Below are 20,619 nucleotides of genomic sequence, written 5' to 3' on the forward strand. Positions count from 1 at the left end.
TTAGTTAATTTTCAGCAGTTCAAATTGTTGACACAGGTCAACAATTTGTGAAATGATGCGAGCGGGTCTATGCCCTAGCTGGCATAGAAAAGGGAAGAAAAACTAACAATCACAAGAGAAAGATAAACTTAGCTGAATTTAACATTTATTAACATGGTAGGTGTTAATGTTACAGCCTTAGTTAAACTTTATAATTCACATCAAATTGGTTGGGAACTATGTCCAAGGTAAGCAATAGAACAAAAATCGCTACTGCACTTGTTGGCGCGCTGGCACTTGCTGGCAGCAACTTTGCAGTTGCTAACTCTCTTGCCGACGTGCAAAAAGCTGATAGCAAGATCCATGCATCTACAGCTGCGTCGCAGAAGAAAGTAGATAAATATTTTGACCAAGCTCAAGATATGTTATTTGAGTACGGCAGTGTTGCTGATGAACGCGAATCACTAAAATCTTATAACGATTATGTCGCGGGATTAGTGGCTGACCAAGAAGCTACAATGAAGCTTATCCAAGACGACATCGATGGCGTTGATAAACTGCGTCAAGGCGTTGTACCACTAATGTTTAAAATGGTTGATGCGCTAGAGCAGTTTATTGCACTAGACCTTCCATTTAACTTAGAAACTCGTCAAGAGCGTGTTCAGCGTCTAAAAGACATCCTAAACACTGCAGAAGTAACACTTGCTGAAAAATACCGTCTAATTCTAGATGCTTACAACATCGAGCGTGAATACGGTACCAAGCTAAATGCACAAACTGGTCAGGTTAATATCGATGGTAAAGAAATCTTAGTTGACTTCTTAAACTTCGGTCGTGTCGCACTATACGCACAAAGCCAAGATCAAAAATCTGCATGGATGTACAACGCAGAAACTAAAGGTTGGGACAAGTTAGAAGCTACTTACCTTCGTAACTTAAGCAAAGCAATTAAGCAGGCTCGCGGTCAAGGCGCACCTGATATGTTCGCTCTACCTATCCCAGCTGCGGAGGCTGCACAGTAATGAAAAAGTTTATCTCTACAGCAATCGTTGCTGCTACTATTTCACTAACCTCAGGTATGGTTAGTGCGGCAGATGCACCTAAGACAATTGATCAGCTATTGCAGCAAGTTCAAAAAGACCGTGCAGATGCAAACAAAACCAATAAAAAGCGTGAAGCTGAGTTCTTAAACGAACGTGGTGACAAAGCGGCTTTACTAAAGCGTGAAAAAGCGGCTTTAGCTGCTGAAGTTCAACGTGGTAAAGATCTTGCGCAAGCGTTTACCGACAACGAGCGTAAAATTGCTCAACTAGAAGAAGACCGTAAAATTGCTCAAGGTGACTTGGGTGAAATGTTCGGTGTTGTTAAAGGTGAAGCTGGTGATTTCGCTGGTAAGCTTGTTGGTTCAAATGTAACTGCACAATTCCCAGGTCGTGATACTTTTATCGCCGAGCTAGGTGCACGTAAAGAGCTTCCTAAGATTCACGAACTAGAAAAATTCTGGGAAGACCAGCTTTTCGAAATGGTTCAATCGGGTAAAGTTGTTAAATTCAACGCTGACGTAACTGGTCTTGACGGTGGTGTTCGCAATACCGAAGTGACTCGTGTTGGTGCTTACAACCTACTTGCTGACGGTCAATACGTTGTATATAACGCTGACCTAGGTCTAATCCAAGAGCTTTCTCAACAGCCTGGTGCAGAACAAGTTTCGAGCGTTAAGTCTTTCAACAATGCGACTTCTGGTTACGAAAAACTATTCGTTGACCCGGCTCGCGGTGTTCTGCTAAGCGTATTCACTCAAAAAGCGACGATTGAAGAGCGTATCGAAGCGGGTGGTACTATTGGTTACATCATTATCGGTCTTCTTATCTTCGGTGCACTTATTGCTATTGAGCGTCTAATCAAACTATACGTAGTTGGTGCTCAAGTTAGCCGTCAACGTAAAGATATCGAAAATCCAGGTAACAACCCACTTGGTCGTATCTTACAGACTTACCAAGATAACAAAGACGTTGATGTTGAAACGCTTGAGTTAAAACTTGACGAAGCTATCTTGAAAGAAACACCTGCGCTTGAAGCTCGTATTTCTATTATCAAGGTTCTAGCGGCTATCGCGCCAATGATGGGTCTACTAGGTACAGTTACCGGTATGATCGCAACCTTCCAAACAATTCAGTTGTTCGGTACGGGTGACCCACGTCTAATGGCGGGTGGTATTTCTATGGCTCTTATGACTACCGTACAAGGTCTTGTTGCTGCACTACCATTGATGCTTATGCATGCAATCGTAATCGCTCGTAGTAAGTCTGTTGTTCAAGTTCTAGAAGAGCAAAGTGCCGGCTTGGTTGCTGAGCACGCTGAGAAGAGGAACGCGTAATGATGCTATACCTGATGGACATCTGGGATTCCGTCAGGGGCTTCATGGCCACCGGAGGCGACGTCCTCTGGTTGGTTGCGGCAGTGCTATTCCTAATGTGGGTACTAATGCTTGAGCGTTTTTGGTATGTAAACTTTACAGCACCATCAATTCACAAAAACATTATCGAAACATGGAATAACAGAGAGGACTCAACCTCTTGGTATGCGCACCGTATCCGTGAAGCTTGGGTATCCCAAGCGAAGCAAGATATGAATGCTCGTATGCTGATCATCAAAACACTAGTAGCGACCTGTCCTATGATTGGTCTACTAGGTACCGTAACCGGGATGATTCAAGTATTCGACGTGATGGCAGTACATGGTACGAGTAACGCTCGTATGATGGCAGCTGGTATTTCAATGGCGACAATGCCGACTATGGCAGGAATGGTCGCTGCTCTATCGGGTGTTTTCTTTAGCACACGTTTAGACGCAAAAATGAAAATCAGTATTGAAAAGCTAAAAGATAGCTTGCCTCACCACTAGAGAGAGTATTTAAAATGTCACGTAAAAAGCACTCAAGTGTAGAAGAAGAAGCACAAGTAGATATGACACCGATGCTTGACATCGTATTCATCATGTTGATCTTCTTCATTGTAACAACGTCGTTTATCAAGCCATCTGGCCTTGACTATAAGAAGCCTGAGGCTTCTACAGCGACAACTCAAAAATCTGCAAACATCTTTATCGGTGTAAGCAATACTGGTGTCATCAAGATGGAAAACCGTCAGGTTGATATCGAGCGTGTGACTGCAAACGTTGAGCGTATGCTTGCCGAGTCACCTGAAGCATCAGTATTAATTGAAGCAGACAAAGAAGCCGAACATGGCCTTGTTATCAAGGTTATGGATAACGTGAAGAAAGCGGGTATCGACAAGATCTCGGTTTCTGCGGGGAAAGACTAATATGTTGAGAGCAATAGTATCACTCATTATAGGTGCTGCTGTTACTTTCGGCCTGTTTGTCTTCATGGCCTTCTTGGTCGGTGGCGGCGCTAAGCGCGCCGACACCTCTACTGATACTCCTGTAATTGAGATCAGTATGGAACAGCAGGATACGAAAGTGCAGGATAAGCCTAGGGTAAAACCTAAGCCACCTACACCACCTGAGCAGCCACCTTTGCCGGACACACCTCCGCCAGAAAGTTCGTCAGACATCGATACTAGTATGTCTTTCAACATGGGCAGCGTTGCTTCAGGCGGTGTGAACACCGGATTCAAACTGGGTAACATGATGACTCGTGATGGCGACGCTACACCTATCGTCCGTATTGAGCCACAATATCCGATTGCTGCAGCTCGTGATGGTAAAGAAGGTTGGGTACAGCTTTCATTCACCATTAACGAAGTCGGCGGCGTTGAAGATGTAAAAGTTATCAAAGCTGAGCCAAAGCGCTTATTCAACCGTGAAGCGATTCGCGCTTTGAAAAAGTGGAAATACAAGCCTAAGATTGTTGATGGCAAACCGCTAAAACAACCTGGCATGACAGTTCAACTAGACTTCACACTGAGTCAGGGATAAGGAGGCGACAATGCAAAAAGTTACTAAATTAGCTAGCGTATTAATGCTTTCTTTATGTGGCTCTATGGTCGCAACTACAGCTACTGCTGCTGAGAAGTGTCCGATTGATAAGCGTCAGTCTAAAGCTGTTGGGGCTAGTGCTGCTAAGAAAGTTCAAAAGTCTTTTGAAGCCTACACTGAAGGAAATGTTGACGAAGCGATTGCGATCCTTCTAGAGGCAAACCCAAAGAATGATTTTGACAAAGCGTATATTGCTCGAATGTTGGGCAACTTTTACGCTGAAAAAGGTCAAATGAAAACTGCGGTTAAGTACCTTAAGACTGCTGTTGAAGCTGATGTTCTTGGCGGTACTGACCATGGTGCAACGTTACGTCTGTACGCTGATTTGCTGCTGCAAGAGAAGCGCTTTAAAGAGGCAATTCCTTATTATTACAAGTGGATGGAATTCACATGTAAAGAGGAAGCACAAATTTACCGTCGTATTGGTATTGCGCACAGCGAGCTAAAAGAATGGGACAAAGTGCTTAAAGTTGCTGATAAAGGTATCGAGCTGAGTGAAAAACCTGACAAAGGTTTATATCAGATGAAACTGACTGCTTACTTTAACCAGAAGAACTATAAGCAAGCAGTAAAGATCCTTGAAACTATGGTGCCGTTATTCCAAGACGATAAACGTCTTTGGGTTCAGTTAGCTCAGTTCTACTTGATGACAGAAGATTACGACCGCTCACTAGCGACGTATGACCTTGCATACAAGAATGGCTTCTTAGAGACTGCTGGCAACATTACTCGTTTGTCGCAGCTTCTTGCTCAAAAAGGTTCACCTTATCAAGGTGCTAAAATCTTCGAAAAGCACATGAAGTCAGGTCTTATCGAGAAGAATAAAAAGAACTACACCATCTTAGCTGGTTTCTATCATTCTGCTAAAGAATTGAAGCAAGCGGCAAGTTACTACGGTATCGCGGCTGAGTACGATAATGATGGCGAGTTATTGCTTAAGCAGGGGCGTATTTTAGTTCTTGATCAGAAGCAAAAACAAGCTATCCCCGTTCTCAAGAAAGCACTTGATGCTGGTCTTGATAATCCTGGTGAAGCTCAGTTTGAGTTAGCGTTAGCTCACTTAACGTTGAAGCAATATAAGTCTGCTTATCAACGTGCGGTACTAGCAGCTAAAGATAACAAGACTAAACGTTCAGCTAACAGCTATATTTCTTACATCAAAGAAAAAGCACGTATCCATAACGTTACTTTGTAACATTAGATACTACGCGATAGCATTAAAAAAGCCCCAGATTTGGGGCTTTTTTGTGTTTGTAGAGGGAAGAATTCGTCTCAGGTTCTTTATAGGGTCAAATCGCGACTAAAATTGTTTTATCTATATCTTGTATGTTTTCTTCGCTGTAAAAACATCATACGAGTTGGTTTAGTTTATGGCGTTTGTTCTGCATTCGCCGTGACTCTTTCCCTCAAAGCAACTTATTTAGCTTTGTCCTAAACAGTAATGAGTAGCAGCTGCTTTTTTATGTTATTGAACTCTTATCATTTTATGGTGCTGATCATCATGCGTGTTGTCCAATGCGCTTGATAGCTGCTCTACATCAACAAACAGCTTTTCAATATTTAAATTTTTGTTTGGTTGACACACGCCTGCAGCAACCTTGTAGTCGATCGTAAATTTGTGGTCTTTAGCGTGATTTGCTAAGAACTGATTAATCTGCTCATCAATTCTCTGTAGAACTACTTTAGTGCCCTCATCATCAACATTAAACAATCCTAGCGCGAAATGGTTGGTATCTAACCTGGCGATGAGGTCTGTCGCTCTGAGCAATGCTTCTTCAACTTGGTTAGTAAATAATTCTAACAAATGAGGTTGCTTAACAGTTTCATGTATGTGCGGGCACAGATACAATAACGCCAAGCTTTGTTTTTCGCGTAAATGACGATGCCATTCGCGGTTAAACACTTCCATAAAATAGTTTTGATTGTATACCCCAGTTTCTGGGTCACGAAAGCTAGAGTTTCTGAATGAATAGATCATGGACGCACTCCGCAATAAGTCTATTCAAATTATAGATTCAAATTTAAGTACTTGCTGAAAAAGGAATAATAATATGAAAAGGTCATCGATAGCGTTAGCAGTAGCGTCGCTTATCGCTCTTCAAGGGTGTTCGAAAGAAGAATCGACAAGTGTTAGCGTGCAGCAACCTACTAAGCAGGTCGCAACAGAAACAGCTCAAGAGGTGACTCAATCGCAAGTTTACCTCGATATGGTTGATCAGTATTTTAAAGATGTTTTAGCGCTTGAGCCTATTTATGCAACGTTTGTCGGGGTTAATGATTATAACGATCAGTTTGGTGGCAGCTTAACCGAAGCTTACCTAAAGCAGCGTCATGATTTAAACAGTCGTTACCTTTCACAAGCGAAAAAGATCGACGCCACACAGCTAAGTGCAGATTTAAAATTAAGTCATAGCATGTTTATGTATGACCGAGATTTAGAGCTAAAGAGCGAAGCTTACCCTGCCTATTACTTACCTATTAACCAATTCTATAGCACTGTATTTACTATGGTTCAGCTTGGTTCTGGTGAGAGTGCTCAGCCATTCAATACGGTCGAAGATTATCGTAATTGGTTATCGCGCTTAAAAGGCTTTATTGGTTGGATTGAGTTAGCGCAGCAGCGTATGCAGCAAGGTATTGACAATAAAGTTGTCTTGCCACGTACCCTTGTCGAGCGAATTGTACCGCAGCTTGATGCCCAGCTGGTTGCTAAAGCAGAAGATAGTCTTTTCTTTGCGCCAATTGAAAAGTTGCCGGAGTCATTTTCAGAGCAAGAGCGCGTCGAACTTACCAAAGCATATGCCGAGCTTATCGAACAATCTTTGCTTCCTAGCTTGACTCAACTGCGTAATTTCGTAAAAGACACCTATTTACCTAACGCTCGTGGCACCGATGGTTGGTCTGGGTTACCTAACGGTAAAGCTTGGTATCAAATGCTCGCTAACCAGCACACCACAACCGAGTTACCGGTTGATGAAATCCACCAAATTGGTTTAAGCGAGGTTGCACGCATCTTGTCAGAAATGGATAAAGTCCGCGAGCAAGTGGGCTTTGAAGGTGACTTAACTGCATTTTTCGCTTCTCTGTCATCAGAGCCGGAGTATTTCTTTACGGAAAAGCAAGATCTTGTTGATGGTTACATGGCGCTAAAAGATGAGATCAATGCCGTGTTGCCTAAGTACTTTAACGTGATGCCTAAAGCTGACTATGTGGTTAAGCCAGTTGAAAGCTTCAGAGAAAAGTCGGCAGCTGGTGCGTCTTACCAATCTCCCGCAGTCGATGGCTCACGTCCAGGTGTATTCTACATCAATACCTACAACCTAAAAGCGCAGCCTAAATGGGGAATGATGACTTTGTCACTGCATGAAGCGGCTCCTGGTCACCACTTCCAAATTGCCATTAAGCAAGAGTTAGAGGGCGTACCTGAGTTCCAACGTTTCAAGGGGTACACCGCCTTTGAAGAAGGTTGGGCGCTTTATGCTGAATACCTTGGTATTGAAATGGGTTTATTTACCGATCCATATCAGTACTTCGGCAAGCTTTCTGATGAAATGCTACGTGCAATGCGCCTGGTTGTTGATACAGGCTTACACGCAAAGGGCTGGAGCCGTGAGCAGGCGATTCAATATATGAAGGATAACTCACCGATGGCTGAGTCTGATATCAAGGCTGAAGTCGAGCGCTATATGGCTATCCCAGGGCAAGCACTTTCATACAAGGTTGGGCAATTAACCATCTTGAAGCTTCGTGAGCAAGCAGAGCAACAGTTAGGAGATAAGTTCGACCTGAAGGGCTTCCATGACCAAATCCTGACAACAGGATCTTTGCCAATGGCGGTCATGGAGCAAAAGGTTTCTGATTGGATCAAGGCTGAGCAAGCTAAATAAAGTAAATTTAAGCACTGGCACTTGTCATTAAGTTGTCATGATGTCAGTGTTTATTGTTGATGAGTAGAAATTAGCAAATAACAGGCTGGTCAAAAAGATTGGCCGACAATTGACTGAGTGATAAATAACAGGAGCTCGACATGGTACAAGCCACTGCTAGACATTTACTGGTAGATTCAGAAGCACAATGTGAGGCACTGAAAACTGAAATCGCCAACGGCGCGGATTTTGCGGATGTAGCTAAAGCCCACTCATCTTGCCCATCTGGTGCGCAAGGTGGTGACCTAGGCTCGTTTGGCCCCGGTATGATGGTTAAAGAGTTTGACGAGGTTGTGTTTAGTGCGCCGCTGAATGTGGTTCAAGGGCCAGTTAAAACTCAGTTTGGCTATCACTTACTAGAAGTGACTAGCCGCGGTTAGCTGTTACCTTCTATTGAGAAGGCGACTTTAGGTCGCCTTTTTTATTGCCTAATTTCATGAGTTTTACACCATTCCAGGAGGAGGCTAAATGGAAATAGCCCTATATACCGACAGGTTAAAAATACGCAATTTGCAAGCAAGTGATTGGCCCTTTGTACTCGCAATTCAAACTAACCCTAGTGTTAACCAATACATAAGGGATGTTGAAGATGAACAAACGATTAGGCGTAAGTTTGAGCAGCGCCTAGAGCTACCAGAGTTTGACAGTGGTGAATGGTTCTCCTTGGCAATTGAGCGTATCGGCACCCGCGAGCTTGTCGGCATTACAGGCTTTTGCTGTGCTTGCTCGCAAAGTCAGCGTGCTGAAGTCGGTTATGTTATTGCACCTGAGTTTCAAGGTCTTGGTTTCGCTAGCGAAAGTCTCGAAGCTGTGATTGATTGGGGGGCACACCAATTTAGCATTCGTAAGTTTGTCGCTCATTGTGCAGCAGCTAACCTTGAATCACAACGGGTACTACAAAAGTCAGGTTTTATGCAAGAAGGATTACTCAAGCAACATACTGTGGTCAATGGTAAAGCACATGATGATGTGTGTTTTGGTTTACTTTCAAAGCAACGTGTTTAAGAAGCTTCAAACAACTCGGTAGACGAAGTATCAAGCGAGTTAACCCCGTGCCTAACAAATGCTAACACAATGTAAATCTTGGCAGCAGCGCTAGGATGTTGGCGATATTTATCACATAATGCAAAACATAAGTGAAAACTATTCTCGTTTCGATGCCAAAGTTTGATCCAAGTTTAGTTTTTTCAATGTACCCACATATAGAATATGTCAGTCAAAAAAGAAGTTAAGGTGAAAGCTTGATGAAACTCAGTGAACTCAATCCTGGAGATCGCGCCACAATTGCTGAAATAGGGCAATTGTCACTTCCGCAAACGGTGAAACGTAAACTTTTATCTATGGGCATTACACCAAATACCCAGTTTTCTTTAATTCGTCGTGCACCTATGGGCTCAGGGCTAGAGCTAGACTTGCGTGGAAGCAAATTATGTATGCGCCGTGATCTTGCTGATATCATCGAGGTTGAAGTTATCAATGACTAAACAATTCCACTGCGTCACAATCGGTAACCCAAATGCGGGTAAATCTACGCTATTTAATGCGCTAACAGGCTCTAATCAAAAAGTCGGTAACTGGTCAGGTGTAACGGTAGAAAAGAAAACCGGTCAGTTTACGCTTAATGACACCGAAGTACATCTAACTGATCTTCCTGGTATTTATGATTTGCTGCCAGCGGGTAGCACTTGTGATTGCTCGCTAGATGAGCAAATTGCGCAGCAGTATATTGCTGAGCAACGTATCGATGGCATTATCAATTTAGTTGACGCAACCAATATTGAGCGTCACTTGTACTTAACCGTGCAGCTGCGTGAGCTGGGTATTCCGCTGGTTGTGGTACTGAACAAAATCGACGCTGCTAAAAAGCTAGGTATTACGGTTGATGTTGAAGCGATGGCAAGCAAATTGGGTTGCCCAGTTATTGCTGTTTGCGCCCGCGATGAGAGCGACATTAAGCGCGTTCAAGTTCAGGTCGCCCAATTGCTTAACGGTGAAGTTAGCGAAGAGCCTTTATTGCTGGACTATTTACCGTCAATTGAGCGCAGTGTTACTGCGTTAAAAGAATATTCGTTAGCAAATCAGTTAGGTGAACTCAGCCGTGGCCGCGCACTGGCAATGTTGGGTAATGGCCACGGTTGTGGTAGTTGCGCAAATACTGCGATGAAAGAAGTCGTAAGTCGCTGCACCACAGATTGTGAGCAAGAAGGTGACAATATCGAAGTCATGGTTGCCACAACCCGTTTTGATTTTGTGCAGCAGGTGTATCAAGGTGCGGTAGATGCGAAAGAGCATGTTTCTGCCAGTGACAGACTGGATAGCATAGTGCTTCACCCAGTTCTCGGGGTGCCAATCTTCTTATTCGTTATGTACCTCATGTTTATGTTCAGCATCAATGTGGGTAGCTCGTTTATTGATTTCTTTGATATTACGGCGGGCGCATTATTCGTTGATCATCTTGGCGCTGCGATGACATCCCTTGGTAGCCCTGACTGGCTGGTTACCATTATCGCCGGTGGTGTCGGTCAAGGTATTCAAACCGTAGCAACCTTTATTCCGGTTATTGCCGCTTTGTTCTTGGCATTGTCAGTACTTGAAGCCTCAGGCTATATGTCGCGCGCAGCTTTCGTGGTTGACGGCCTAATGCGCCGCATTGGCCTACCGGGTAAAGCATTTGTACCTATGATTGTCGGCTTTGGTTGCTCAGTGCCTGCGATTATGGCGACGCGTACTTTAGGAAGTGAGCGCGAGCGCATTGTAACCGGCATGATGGCACCATTTATGTCATGTGGTGCACGCTTACCTGTATATGCATTATTTGCTGCCGCGTTTTTCCCTGAATCAGGTCAAAATCTGGTGTTCTTGCTATACATCATAGGTATTTTAGCGGCAATTGGCACAGGGTTGATGCTGCGCAACACCTTGCTACCAGGCTCAAGCAGTGCGGTAGTGATGGAATTGCCAAGCTACGAAAAGCCTAAATTTAAAACAGTAATGGGCAACACGGGTAAGAAAACCAAGAGCTTTATTTTTGGCGCAGGTAAAACCATTGTTATTGTTGTGACCCTACTTAACTTTATCAATTCAATCGGCACAGATGGCAGTTTTGGCCATGAAGACAGTAAAGAGTCGGTGCTGAGCGTAGCGAGTCAACAAGTGACGCCATTATTCGCTCCTATGGGGGTTGAGCAAGACAACTGGCCAGCGACAGTCGGTATTATTACTGGCATATTCGCCAAAGAGGCTGTGGTAGGCACCCTAAATAGCTTATACAGTGACCCAGCTGACGCCGAAGAAGAGCTTGCACCGCTAGGTGAATCATTCAGTGAAGCGCTAGCTACTATCCCTGAGAACCTATTCGGTATTGCACCAGAAGATCCATTGTCATTAGATGTTGGCGATATAGAAACCATTGACTCAGCTGCCGATGAGCTTGAGGTTGATGCGTCTACTTTCAGTGCTCTAAAAGCCGGTTTTACCACTACTATTGCCGCATTCGCGTACTTGTTATTTGTACTGCTATACACTCCTTGCGTAGCCGCTATGGGCGCATTAGTTGGTGAGTTTGGTATGAAATGGGCACGTTTTGCCGCGCTATGGACATTCGGTTTAGCTTACGGCAGTGCTACCGTGGTTTATCAAGTCGGTACCTTTGCTGCGCATCCAATGCAATCAAGTTTATGGGTTGGCGGGTTTGTAATTGCACTAGTGGTATTTTACCAGTGGTTGAAAAAGCAAGGTCGCAAGGCGCAGCAGATTATTCCGGGTGTTAGAGTGGTTACCGAGTAATCTTCAGCGGTTTTAGTGAGTGAATGAGCCCGGCAAATGCCGGGTTTATTTTTATTTGCTCAAAAAAGCTGCGTCCTTGCGCAAAATAATGTATAGGGTAGTTGTAAGTGAGTATGATCTATAGGATCATCTGTCTTTCGTAAATATTACTATTGAGTGCCAAAGAGGAAATCCATGAGCCATATGGACACTGAAGTACGCCCAAGCAACTTCATTCGAAATATCATCGACGAAGACCTAAACAGTGGTAAGCACACTAGCGTGCACACTCGTTTTCCGCCAGAGCCAAACGGTTACTTGCACATAGGTCATGCTAAGTCGATTTGTCTAAACTTTGGCATCGCAAAGGATTATCAGGGCCAGTGTAACTTACGTTTTGATGATACCAACCCAGAGAAAGAAGACATTGATTACGTTAACTCAATTCAAGAAGACGTGAAGTGGCTTGGTTTTAACTGGACGGGTGATATTTGCTATTCATCAAACTATTTTGATCAACTGCACCAATATGCGGTTGAGCTGATTAACAAAGGCTTGGCGTATGTTTGCTTCCTAAATGCAGAGCAAACCCGTGAATACCGTGGCACACTAACCGAGCCAGGCAAGCCAAGCCCATACCGTGACACTAGTGTTGAAGAAAACCTAAGCCTGTTTGAAAAAATGCGCCTAGGTGAATTCAAAGAAGGTGAGTGCGCCCTTAGAGCTAAGATTGATATGGCATCGCCATTTATGTGCATGCGCGATCCGGTGATTTATCGTATTCGCTTTGCACATCACCATCAAACTGGCGACAAGTGGTGCATTTATCCAATGTACGACTTTACTCACTGTATTTCGGATGCGATTGAAAACATCACTCACTCGCTATGTACGCTTGAGTTTCAGGATAACCGCCGCTTATACGACTGGGTGTTAGATCACCTTGATGATTTCCAAGCGCCTAACCGTACCCGTCAGTACGAATTCTCGCGCTTGAATCTCGAATACACACTAATGTCAAAGCGCAAGCTAAACGACCTCGTTGAGCGCGACATCGTTAGCGGTTGGGATGACCCGCGTATGCCGACGATTGCCGGTTTGCGTCGCCGTGGTTACACACCAGCTTCGATTCGTGAGTTCTGCCAGCGCATTGGTATTACAAAACAAGAGAACATGGTTGAAGTGGCCATGCTTGAAGCTTGTATTCGTGAAGACTTAAATGAAAATGCACCGCGCGCTATGGCCGTGCTTAATCCAATTAAACTTGTGATTGAGAACTATCCAAGTGAGCAACCTGAAATTATCAACGCGCCTGCACACCCAAATAAGGAAGAGATGGGCAAGCGTGAGTTAGCATTTGGTAAGGAAATATACATCGATGCAGATGATTTCAGAGAAGAAGCCAACAAGAAATATAAGCGCCTAGTATTAGGTAAAGAGGTTCGCCTACGTAATGCTTATGTTATTAAGGCTGAGCGCTTTGAAACTGACGGTGAAGGTAACGTTACTACGGTTTATTGTAGCTATGACAATGAAACCTTAGGTAAGAACCCTGCTGATGGTCGCAAGGTTAAAGGTGTGATCCATTGGGTTGATGCAAGCACTGCTAAACCTGCTGAGTTCCGCATCTACAATCGTCTATTTAGCCAAGCTAATCCAGCTGAGTTTGATACAGTAGATGAGGCGCTAAATCCAGAGTCATTAGTGGTTAAACAAGGTGTTGTTGAAGCAAGCCTTGTTAATTCACCAGCAGAAAAAGCCTACCAGTTTGAGCGTGAAGGATACTTCTGCGCTGATAACAAAGACTCTAAAGCTGATAGCCTAGTATTTAACATGACGGTTGCGCTGCGCGAGTCATTTTAATCTAGCCTTAACTGTTCTTTGATGTCCAAAAGCCTGCTATTGCTAGCAGGCTTTTTTGTGTCTTAGGTTTGGCTATTTCTTTTATGCTCCAAACATAAAACAATAAGCTAGAAGGTGTAGTCTAATTTTACCCAAGCTGTGCGCCCAGGTTCGTTGACTTTAAACAAAGGTTCACTGCCCGGAATGTCGTTCCCCGCACCTGAGCGGCTAATATGCTCTGAGTAGGTGATGTCAAAGATATTTTCGATACCAAAGCTAATTAACACAGCATTGCCATGTTTCCACGAGCCATTGAGCGCGAGCGTACCAAAACCACTCGACTCAGATAAATCTTGCCCAGAAATATTACCTTGACCAATCGACACGCGATCTTGCGCTGCTACTAAACGCCAGAATAAACCTGCAGTCCAGTTATCGTTTTCATAGTTAATCGAAATACGACCTTCAAGTGGTGAAACCTGACCTAAGGCGACATCTTGAGTGTCGTTATGACCATGACTATAGCTGACTGTGGTTTGCGTGGACCAGTTATCGTTAAGCGGGTAGTTCAAGGCTGCCTCGCCACCCCAAATGGTGGCATCTACATTGTAAGCGACAGTTTTGTCAAAGTTAGCATCTATCAAGATGTAGTCTTGTACCTTGCCAAAGTAAACTGAGGCAGAAAACTCGATGTCATTTTGGTAAATCCAGCCTAAATCGATTTGCGAGGTTTTCTCTGCTTCTAAATCAAACGCTTTTTGAGATAAACCTGCGCTAGATGCTTTCATTATCTCCCAGTAGTCGGGCATGCGCTGCGAGTGTCCACCGCCGATGTAGTACTGGCTATGGTTTCGGTTGTATTCGTAACGAGCAAAGCCGCTGATTAAGGTGTCATCTCGCTTACCTTTTTGGGCAACAAATAATTCTGTTTGCCACTGATCCACTCGTAAACCACTCATCAACTTACTTGATGATTTTTCGGTAGCATCAAGCTTAAAATCTGACTCAATGAATACACCTAGGTTGTTGTATTGCAGGTTATCGTTAAAGGGTTTATTGAGTAAGTCATCTAAGCCATGGTCAGCAGTTGGGTCAATAGAGCGGCCTTTATGTTTACTAAACATATAGTCAGTGCCCAAGGTTGCATTCCAGTCGTCAGTTATACTCATATCAAGCCATAGATGACCGCCGGCTGTCGCGCGCCGTACATTGACGCCAGAATTTTTACCCTGGTCAAACTGATCCATGATGTGGTCGTTTTCATTGGCATAAACTTGAAACTCAGTATTAGTGAATAGGTCGCCATCTAGTACAAATTGACTAAGTAAGGTGAAATTTTCATTGTTTATTTCGCGGGCTTTGTTAGCTCGGTCGGCATATTCTGCGCTGCCGTCGGATGTACCATAGGCAATCTCTAACAGAGTATCTTCATCTGGGGTCCACCCAAGCGCTAAATTGAAGTTACTGCGATCGTAACTGGATTGAATCTTATTACCGTCGCCATCACTGTAATGATCGCTTTGTGATTTGTTGGCATCAAAGTCGATATAGTGATTCTCATCACCGCCAGATAGCTCAACTAAATAGTCTTGTCTACCGAAGCTACCTGCAGTGGCACTGGCTCTGCCAGTTACGTCACTTTCGGTGAATTGCTGACGCTCCTTTTCAAACAGCACGGTGCCCGCTGATCCAACAGGGCCGTATTTTACGGTTTGTGGCCCTTTGATCACGCTAATATTGTCGTAAGATTCAGGGGAAATATAGGCGGTAGGGGGGTCCATACGTCCGCCGCAGGTGCCATAAACATGCTGACCATCATCTACAATACTAACCCGTGAACCCCCGAGTCCTCGAAGGCTTGGGTCACCACCTGCGCCGCCTTTACGCCCAACGCTAAAGCCCGGAATTGTTTTTAAATAGCCTGAGCCATCATAAGCGGGTAAGGGCAGGCGGGGTTTCTTGGGATCTGTGTTGACCTTGCTTGGCTCGCGCATGACTTCACCAGTCACCACGATATAGTCATCGCATGCCTGAGTATCAAACTGTTTTTGTTCAGCGGCAGTTGCGTAGATTGCAGTTAGGTTTGTTAGTGCGACTGTGACAAATGTCGCAATCAAAGTTTTGTTTAGGTTCATCCTGAGCGTCCTACTTCTTTATTCTGACGCCTTTTTCTCAAACTTCCTTAATACCGCCAAGCTATTAACATCATAGTGCGACAATGTGTCACATGCGCGCGTGATTTTCGTCACGATAAACCATACATATAACAAAGGTCTCGCAGTTAGCATATAAAAAAGCGAGCCTATAGCTCGCTTTTAGTTTGGTTGTTAAACGGGTTGTTCTGTATGAGTGCTTTAAATTAGCTCTTAAAGTTGTCGGGGTTAGTTTCACTTAATTGTCGAGCTGCTCAGCGTTTCAGTGTTCAACGTTCCATTATTCTCCGCTTAATAGGTCAACGTTCTATTGTTCAACGGCAAAGGTTTGGCGCTTAAAGTTACTGCATCATAGGACCAAAACCTAAACTCCACAGAATAACGCTTGATGCCATTAGCGCTACCAGTAATACTAAGCCTGCAGTTACTACTGAACTCGCGTAAATAAAGCCTTTTTCTTCAGGTATGTTCATAATAATCGGTACCCCTGCGTAAAGCAGATACACAGAGTAGGCGAGCCCCGCTAAGCCAACTAGCATAATAAACCAAAGCACAGGGTATAAAGCTGCGAAACCAACCATAAATAATGGTGTAGCCGTATAGGACGCGAGCTCTAATGCTTGGGTGAAAGTTGGGTTGGCATCAAAGGTTTTGCCCATCCAAAATGCGAGATATGCCAACGCCATCACGCCACCGATGAGGCCAAAATACATACCTACTGACATGAACATAGCGCTTTGACTGGTTAAGTAGAGAGGATCGCCCGCACCTGGATTCCAACCGATATGTGCAGTTGCTATGTATGAGCACACAGCAGGGATGAGAGCAATAAGTAACACATGGCTTAAACTGCTGCGCAGTGCTTCATGGTTACGTTCAATTGTTTGCCACTCTTGTTTTGGATGAGTGTATAGCCCCATTAAGTGATTCAAAATCATTATAATTATCCTTGTTTAGCAAAATATGACTAGCTCGCCAAACAACGACGAACTGACCGCAGCATGTCAATCGCCTTAATCAGTCCCACAGGTACTTATTAAAAATGGGTGGTGATTGCAGTTTGTCAGTGACTGGTTGTAAGTCATTTTAAATCTGCGCTCTTAATTGTTGAGCTACCTAACCCCACTTTAAGTACTTACTCTATAACGCTAGAGTTTATCCACTTAAGGTGATTGTGCACCCTTTTATCATTGCTATTTGGCATTCTTGCCTAGCAAATAACCCCAAAGTTAAAAAGGTGTTAAGTTATTTATTGAACAAATATGTCTGTTCGTCAAGTGTAATCCCTGATTAAACCTACTTAATGATGGTGATAGCAGTTACAATATCCGCAGTATTTTTAATATTCTGTAGTTATGAAAGAACTGTTATCGCCTATTAATCAATTCCTTGGCTGTGAAACTCCAGATAGTTGGATCAGGCTCGCGGCATCTCGAGATAAGTTAAATGATTTGCTAATCGACCATTGCAACTGCGAGTTGAAAGCCGCCCAGACTGCGATATTTTTAACCCGTAAATATGCTGTCGATAAACAAAGTGGCGAGCGCTTACTTGTATGGTCACAGCCTTATGCTGACTTTGTTTATAACAAGCAGGCAGATATCGCATCATTTATTGCCAATAGTGGTAAAAAGAATGAGCTCGCAGGTCAGCTAACGAGTAATGGTCAACTCGCTATAGCTGATGATCTAATCGATAAAATGGTGCGTTTGGTGAAAGAGGAGTTTCATCACTTTGAGCAGGTGCTGGAAATAATGCACAAACGGGGTATTCTCTACGAGAACCGCCGTGCAGGTCGTTATGCCAAAGGCTTAATGAAACATGTTCGCACTTTTGAGCCTCATGCATTAGTCGATAAACTCATTATCGGTGCGTTTATTGAAGCACGTTCGTGTGAACGTTTTGCTAAGTTAGCACCGTTTTTGGATGACGAGTTAGCGCGCTTTTACACTTCACTGCTGCGTTCAGAAGCCAGACATTACCAGGATTATTTAACGCTTGCTCAAGCTGTCTCGCCTGAGAATATTGATGAGCGGGTGGCGTATTTCAAAGATGTTGAGTCGCAACTGATCCTTAGCCCTGACGAGGCGTTTTGTTTTCACAGTGGCGTGCCTATTGGTGCATAAAAATCAAGCTGGCATTAAAGGGAGGTTTTGCAGCTTCACGCCAGCCTCATCAACAACAAGTACGCTGCCTTGGTCGTACCAATCTCCCACAACAATGCGGCAATTGCCATCGGCTTGAGTATGGATATTTGGGCGATGAGTATGGCCGTGGATCATCTGCACGCTATCAGTCTTAGCAAATAAGGCGTCGACCGCGCTTTGTTCCACATCCATGATTTGATAGCTTTTGCGCTGATTATCTTTAACGCTTTTGCCACGAATATTCGCTGCGATATTAAGACGCTTCTGTTTCGGTAAGCAAGCATATAACCACCTAAACAGACCAATACTACGAAACTTGCGAAATCTCTGGTATGCCTTGTCTAAGGTGCATAGGCTGTCACCGTGAAGTACTACCGTAGGTTTACCGTAAAGGCTGATTTTGTGCACTTCGGGCAAGATTTGCATGTCAGCAAGTTTGCAATATTGTTTGCCGAGCATGAAGTCACGGTTACCGTGAATGAAGTAAACAGGTGTTTTTTTGGCTGCAGCAGCTATATGGCGCGCAATATCGAGTGCAAAGGGCGGGGCGATATCATCTCCAACCCAAACTTCGAACAAGTCTCCTATGATGTATAGCGAATCTACATCATCAAGTCCTGATTGTAGGAAGTGAATAAAGGCGTTGGAGATGTCAGGGCGATCTTCACTTAAATGAAGATCGCCTATAAAAACTGTACTCACAGATTATTCTGCAACAGTGACACTTTCGATAACAACAGCTTCTAATGGTACATCCTGGTGCATACCATAATTACCTGTGCTAACACCTTTAATCTTCTCAACAATGTCCATACCAGCGCTTACTTTACCAAATACACAGTAGCCCCAACCTTGAGTTGACTCATTCTTGAAGTCAAGGAAGGTGTTGTTGCTAACGTTGATGAAGAATTGTGCTGTCGCAGAATGTGGGTCTGAGGTACGCGCCATTGCGATAGTACCAATTTCGTTAGACAGACCATTGTTTGCTTCGTTTTTGATGGTTGCGTTAGTGGTTTTCTGAGTCATGTCAGATGTGAAACCACCACCTTGGATCATGAAACCATCGATAACACGGTGGAAGATAGTGCCGTCAAAGAAACCGTCGTTAACGTACTTCATGAAGTTTTCAACAGTGATAGGGGCTTTTTCAGCGTTAAGCTCTAACGTAATATCGCCGTGGTTGGTGTGTAGTGTGATCATGGTCATTACCTTGCGTTGATCTAAAATCGTGGCGGGATTTTAACTTATCTAAATTGCTTCATAAAGTGTTGTATTCAAAACACCTAAGGTCATGCTAGACTCAGCGACTGTTTATATACCTTTATTAATAGTTCCAAAGAGAAGTATCAATGTTGAAGATTTACAATAGCGTTACCCGCGAAAAGCAAGAGTTTAAACCTATTAATCCCGGCAAAGTCGGCATGTATGTTTGCGGTGTAACCATTTACGATTTGTGTCACATTGGCCACGGTCGTACCTTTGTATCTTTCGACATGATTGTCCGTTACCTGCGTTACATAGGCTATGACGTTAACTTCCAACGTAACATTACCGATGTTGATGATAAGATCATTAAGCGTGCTGCTGAAAACAACGAATCTTGCGAAGCATTAACTGAACGCCTAATTGGTGAAATGCATGCGGATTTTGATGCTCTAAATATGGTGCGTCCTAGCTTCGAGCCACGCGCAACTTTACATATTGCAGAAATTATCGAGCTGGTTGAGCGACTGATTGAACGTGAGCACGCTTATGTGGCTGATAATGGTGACGTATTGTTTAGCGTTACCTCTTATGCTGACTACGGTAAGCTTTCAGGTCAAAACCTTGAGCAACTGCAAGCGGGTGCGCGTGTCGACGTTGAAGAATCAAAACGCAACCCAATGGACTTTGTACTGTGGAAAATGTCTAAACCGGGCGAGCCAACGTGGGAATCACCATGGGGCCTAGGCCGTCCTGGCTGGCACATTGAATGTTCAGCGATGAATAGCAAGCATTTAGGTAATCATTTTGATATTCATGGCGGTGGCTCTGACTTACAGTTCCCACACCATGAGAATGAAATCGCGCAATCTTGCTGTGCCCACGACACCCAGTACGTTAACTACTGGATGCACACCGGCATGGTGATGGTTGACCGTGAAAAGATGTCAAAGTCTTTAGGTAACTTCTTTACCATTCGCGACGTGCTACAGCACTATGATGCTGAGACTGTGCGTTACTTCCTGCTGTCAGGCCATTATCGTAGTCAGCTGAACTACTCTGAAGATAACTTGAAGCAGTCGCGCGCGGCACTTGAGCGTATCTACACAGCGCTTAAAGACCTCAACTTAACCGTTGAAGCAGCCGATGCAACTGAATTTGTCGCTAAATTCAAAGAAGCGATGAATGATGACTTCAACACGCCTGAAGCGTACTCAGTGCTGTTTGATATGGTCCGTGAGATTAACCGTCTTAAAGGTACTGACATGGCAGCAGCCTCGGCGCTTGGTGTTAGCTTAAAAGCGCTTTGTGACGTGCTAGGTATCGCAAGTCAAGATGTCGATGCTTTCTTTAAAGGTGAAGGTAGTGATGATGAAGTGGCGGAGATTGAAGCGTTAATTGTTGAACGTAACCGCGCCCGTGCTGAAAAAGATTGGGCGGCAGCGGATGTAGCACGTGATCGTTTAAATGAGCTAGGTGTTATTTTAGAAGATGGCGCAAGCGGTACTACTTGGCGTAAAAAGTAATTAACTTAAACGCGCAAGCAAGCTGATTAACAAACGGCAACCAAAGTGGTTGCCGTTTTTGTTTCAACCCCTAAACCAC

The 20,619-nt window shown here is 44.0% G+C and carries 19 protein-coding genes; 14 read left to right on the forward strand and 5 right to left on the reverse strand.

The window, feature by feature from the left end; all coding sequences use genetic code 11:
- The first annotated feature begins 218 nt into the window (after positions 1–218).
- Genes EXU30_RS16785 through EXU30_RS16810 form a run of 6 tightly spaced genes read left to right on the forward strand, consistent with a single transcriptional unit; the run spans position 219 to position 5,173 of the window.
- Entirely contained in the window at positions 219–1,001 is a 783-nt protein-coding gene (locus EXU30_RS16785; protein WP_130601951.1) for a DUF3450 domain-containing protein, read from the forward strand.
- Entirely contained in the window at positions 1,001–2,356 is a 1,356-nt protein-coding gene (locus tag EXU30_RS16790; protein WP_130601953.1) for a MotA/TolQ/ExbB proton channel family protein, read from the forward strand. Before EXU30_RS16785 ends, EXU30_RS16790 begins: the two co-directional genes overlap by 1 nt.
- Positions 2,356–2,883 (forward strand): MotA/TolQ/ExbB proton channel family protein, encoded by a 528-nt coding sequence (locus tag EXU30_RS16795; protein WP_130601955.1) that lies wholly within the window; start codon positions 2,356–2,358, stop codon positions 2,881–2,883. The genes EXU30_RS16790 and EXU30_RS16795 overlap by 1 nt, the downstream gene beginning before the upstream one ends.
- A gap of 14 nt (positions 2,884–2,897) precedes the next feature.
- Positions 2,898–3,302 carry an ExbD/TolR family protein gene (locus EXU30_RS16800; RefSeq protein ID WP_130601957.1) on the forward strand — a complete coding sequence of 135 codons (405 nt, stop codon included), beginning with the start codon at positions 2,898–2,900 and terminating at the stop codon, positions 3,300–3,302.
- 1 nt (position 3,303) lies between these two features.
- Positions 3,304–3,918: an energy transducer TonB gene (locus EXU30_RS16805; RefSeq protein ID WP_130601959.1), complete on the forward strand. Its 615-nt coding sequence runs from the start codon at positions 3,304–3,306 to the stop codon at positions 3,916–3,918.
- 10 nt (positions 3,919–3,928) lie between these two features.
- Entirely contained in the window at positions 3,929–5,173 is a 1,245-nt protein-coding gene (locus tag EXU30_RS16810) for a tetratricopeptide repeat protein (RefSeq protein ID WP_130601961.1), read from the forward strand.
- Positions 5,174–5,443: 270 nt separating this feature from the next.
- Here EXU30_RS16810 and EXU30_RS16815 read toward each other — a convergent pair whose 3' ends face one another.
- Positions 5,444–5,956 (reverse strand): diguanylate cyclase domain-containing protein, encoded by a 513-nt coding sequence (locus tag EXU30_RS16815; protein WP_130601963.1) that lies wholly within the window; start codon positions 5,954–5,956, stop codon positions 5,444–5,446.
- Between the two features lie 73 nt (positions 5,957–6,029).
- Between EXU30_RS16815 and EXU30_RS16820 the strand changes: the two genes are divergently transcribed.
- The 6 genes from EXU30_RS16820 to glnS all read left to right on the forward strand — a co-directional run bounded on the left by EXU30_RS16820 (position 6,030) and on the right by glnS (position 13,532).
- Complete coding sequence (locus tag EXU30_RS16820; protein WP_130601965.1) at positions 6,030–7,865, forward strand: DUF885 domain-containing protein; 1,836 nt, start codon at positions 6,030–6,032, stop codon at positions 7,863–7,865.
- A 140-nt stretch (positions 7,866–8,005) separates the two neighbouring features.
- Positions 8,006–8,284 (forward strand): peptidylprolyl isomerase, encoded by a 279-nt coding sequence (locus EXU30_RS16825; protein WP_130601967.1) that lies wholly within the window; start codon positions 8,006–8,008, stop codon positions 8,282–8,284.
- An 88-nt stretch (positions 8,285–8,372) separates the two neighbouring features.
- Entirely contained in the window at positions 8,373–8,909 is a 537-nt protein-coding gene (locus tag EXU30_RS16830; RefSeq protein ID WP_130601969.1) for a GNAT family N-acetyltransferase, read from the forward strand.
- Positions 8,910–9,148: 239 nt separating this feature from the next.
- Positions 9,149–9,388, forward strand: coding sequence for a FeoA family protein (locus tag EXU30_RS16835; RefSeq protein WP_130601971.1), 240 nt, complete (start codon positions 9,149–9,151; stop codon positions 9,386–9,388).
- Positions 9,381–11,690, forward strand: a complete 2,310-nt coding sequence (feoB, locus tag EXU30_RS16840) for a Fe(2+) transporter permease subunit FeoB (RefSeq protein WP_130601973.1) — start codon at positions 9,381–9,383, stop codon at positions 11,688–11,690. The genes EXU30_RS16835 and feoB overlap by 8 nt, the downstream gene beginning before the upstream one ends.
- Positions 11,691–11,864: 174 nt before the next feature.
- Complete coding sequence (gene glnS / locus EXU30_RS16845) at positions 11,865–13,532, forward strand: glutamine--tRNA ligase (RefSeq protein ID WP_130601975.1); 1,668 nt, start codon at positions 11,865–11,867, stop codon at positions 13,530–13,532.
- Positions 13,533–13,639: 107 nt separating this feature from the next.
- Here glnS and EXU30_RS16850 read toward each other — a convergent pair whose 3' ends face one another.
- Entirely contained in the window at positions 13,640–15,646 is a 2,007-nt protein-coding gene (locus EXU30_RS16850) for a TonB-dependent copper receptor (protein ID WP_130601977.1), read from the reverse strand.
- Positions 15,647–16,005: 359 nt separating this feature from the next.
- Positions 16,006–16,602: a Yip1 family protein gene (locus EXU30_RS16855; RefSeq protein ID WP_130601979.1), complete on the reverse strand. Its 597-nt coding sequence runs from the start codon at positions 16,600–16,602 to the stop codon at positions 16,006–16,008.
- A gap of 417 nt (positions 16,603–17,019) precedes the next feature.
- On the opposite strand from EXU30_RS16855, the gene miaE reads away from it, so the two are divergent.
- Positions 17,020–17,790, forward strand: coding sequence for a tRNA isopentenyl-2-thiomethyl-A-37 hydroxylase MiaE (gene miaE / locus EXU30_RS16860; protein ID WP_130601981.1), 771 nt, complete (start codon positions 17,020–17,022; stop codon positions 17,788–17,790).
- Between the two features lie 3 nt (positions 17,791–17,793).
- Here the strand turns inward: miaE and EXU30_RS16865 are convergent, their stop codons facing one another.
- Together EXU30_RS16865 and EXU30_RS16870 are read right to left on the reverse strand one after the other, a co-directional pair.
- Complete coding sequence (locus EXU30_RS16865; protein ID WP_130601983.1) at positions 17,794–18,513, reverse strand: UDP-2,3-diacylglucosamine diphosphatase; 720 nt, start codon at positions 18,511–18,513, stop codon at positions 17,794–17,796.
- A gap of 3 nt (positions 18,514–18,516) precedes the next feature.
- Positions 18,517–19,011: a peptidylprolyl isomerase gene (locus EXU30_RS16870; RefSeq protein WP_130601985.1), complete on the reverse strand. Its 495-nt coding sequence runs from the start codon at positions 19,009–19,011 to the stop codon at positions 18,517–18,519.
- Between the two features lie 149 nt (positions 19,012–19,160).
- Here EXU30_RS16870 and cysS point away from each other — a divergent pair, with 149 nt between their 5' ends.
- Entirely contained in the window at positions 19,161–20,540 is a 1,380-nt protein-coding gene (gene cysS, locus EXU30_RS16875) for a cysteine--tRNA ligase (protein WP_130601987.1), read from the forward strand.
- Positions 20,541–20,619 lie beyond the last annotated feature (79 nt).

Origin of the sequence: Shewanella maritima, from assembly GCF_004295345.1 — a bacterium.
GTDB lineage: Bacteria > Pseudomonadota > Gammaproteobacteria > Enterobacterales > Shewanellaceae > Shewanella > Shewanella maritima.

Coding starts and splice junctions, on each gene's coding strand:
- EXU30_RS16785 (WP_130601951.1), top strand. CDS start 219: ATGTCCAAGGTAAGCAATAGAACAAAAATCGCTACTGCACTTGTTGGC.
- EXU30_RS16790 (WP_130601953.1), top strand. CDS start 1,001: ATGAAAAAGTTTATCTCTACAGCAATCGTTGCTGCTACTATTTCACTA.
- EXU30_RS16795 (WP_130601955.1), top strand. CDS start 2,356: ATGATGCTATACCTGATGGACATCTGGGATTCCGTCAGGGGCTTCATG.
- EXU30_RS16800 (WP_130601957.1), top strand. CDS start 2,898: ATGTCACGTAAAAAGCACTCAAGTGTAGAAGAAGAAGCACAAGTAGAT.
- EXU30_RS16805 (WP_130601959.1), top strand. CDS start 3,304: ATGTTGAGAGCAATAGTATCACTCATTATAGGTGCTGCTGTTACTTTC.
- EXU30_RS16810 (WP_130601961.1), top strand. CDS start 3,929: ATGCAAAAAGTTACTAAATTAGCTAGCGTATTAATGCTTTCTTTATGT.
- EXU30_RS16815 (WP_130601963.1), bottom strand. CDS start 5,956: ATGATCTATTCATTCAGAAACTCTAGCTTTCGTGACCCAGAAACTGGG.
- EXU30_RS16820 (WP_130601965.1), top strand. CDS start 6,030: ATGAAAAGGTCATCGATAGCGTTAGCAGTAGCGTCGCTTATCGCTCTT.
- EXU30_RS16825 (WP_130601967.1), top strand. CDS start 8,006: ATGGTACAAGCCACTGCTAGACATTTACTGGTAGATTCAGAAGCACAA.
- EXU30_RS16830 (WP_130601969.1), top strand. CDS start 8,373: ATGGAAATAGCCCTATATACCGACAGGTTAAAAATACGCAATTTGCAA.
- EXU30_RS16835 (WP_130601971.1), top strand. CDS start 9,149: ATGAAACTCAGTGAACTCAATCCTGGAGATCGCGCCACAATTGCTGAA.
- feoB (WP_130601973.1), top strand. CDS start 9,381: ATGACTAAACAATTCCACTGCGTCACAATCGGTAACCCAAATGCGGGT.
- glnS (WP_130601975.1), top strand. CDS start 11,865: ATGAGCCATATGGACACTGAAGTACGCCCAAGCAACTTCATTCGAAAT.
- EXU30_RS16850 (WP_130601977.1), bottom strand. CDS start 15,646: ATGAACCTAAACAAAACTTTGATTGCGACATTTGTCACAGTCGCACTA.
- EXU30_RS16855 (WP_130601979.1), bottom strand. CDS start 16,602: ATGATTTTGAATCACTTAATGGGGCTATACACTCATCCAAAACAAGAG.
- miaE (WP_130601981.1), top strand. CDS start 17,020: ATGAAAGAACTGTTATCGCCTATTAATCAATTCCTTGGCTGTGAAACT.
- EXU30_RS16870 (WP_130601985.1), bottom strand. CDS start 19,011: ATGATCACACTACACACCAACCACGGCGATATTACGTTAGAGCTTAAC.
- cysS (WP_130601987.1), top strand. CDS start 19,161: ATGTTGAAGATTTACAATAGCGTTACCCGCGAAAAGCAAGAGTTTAAA.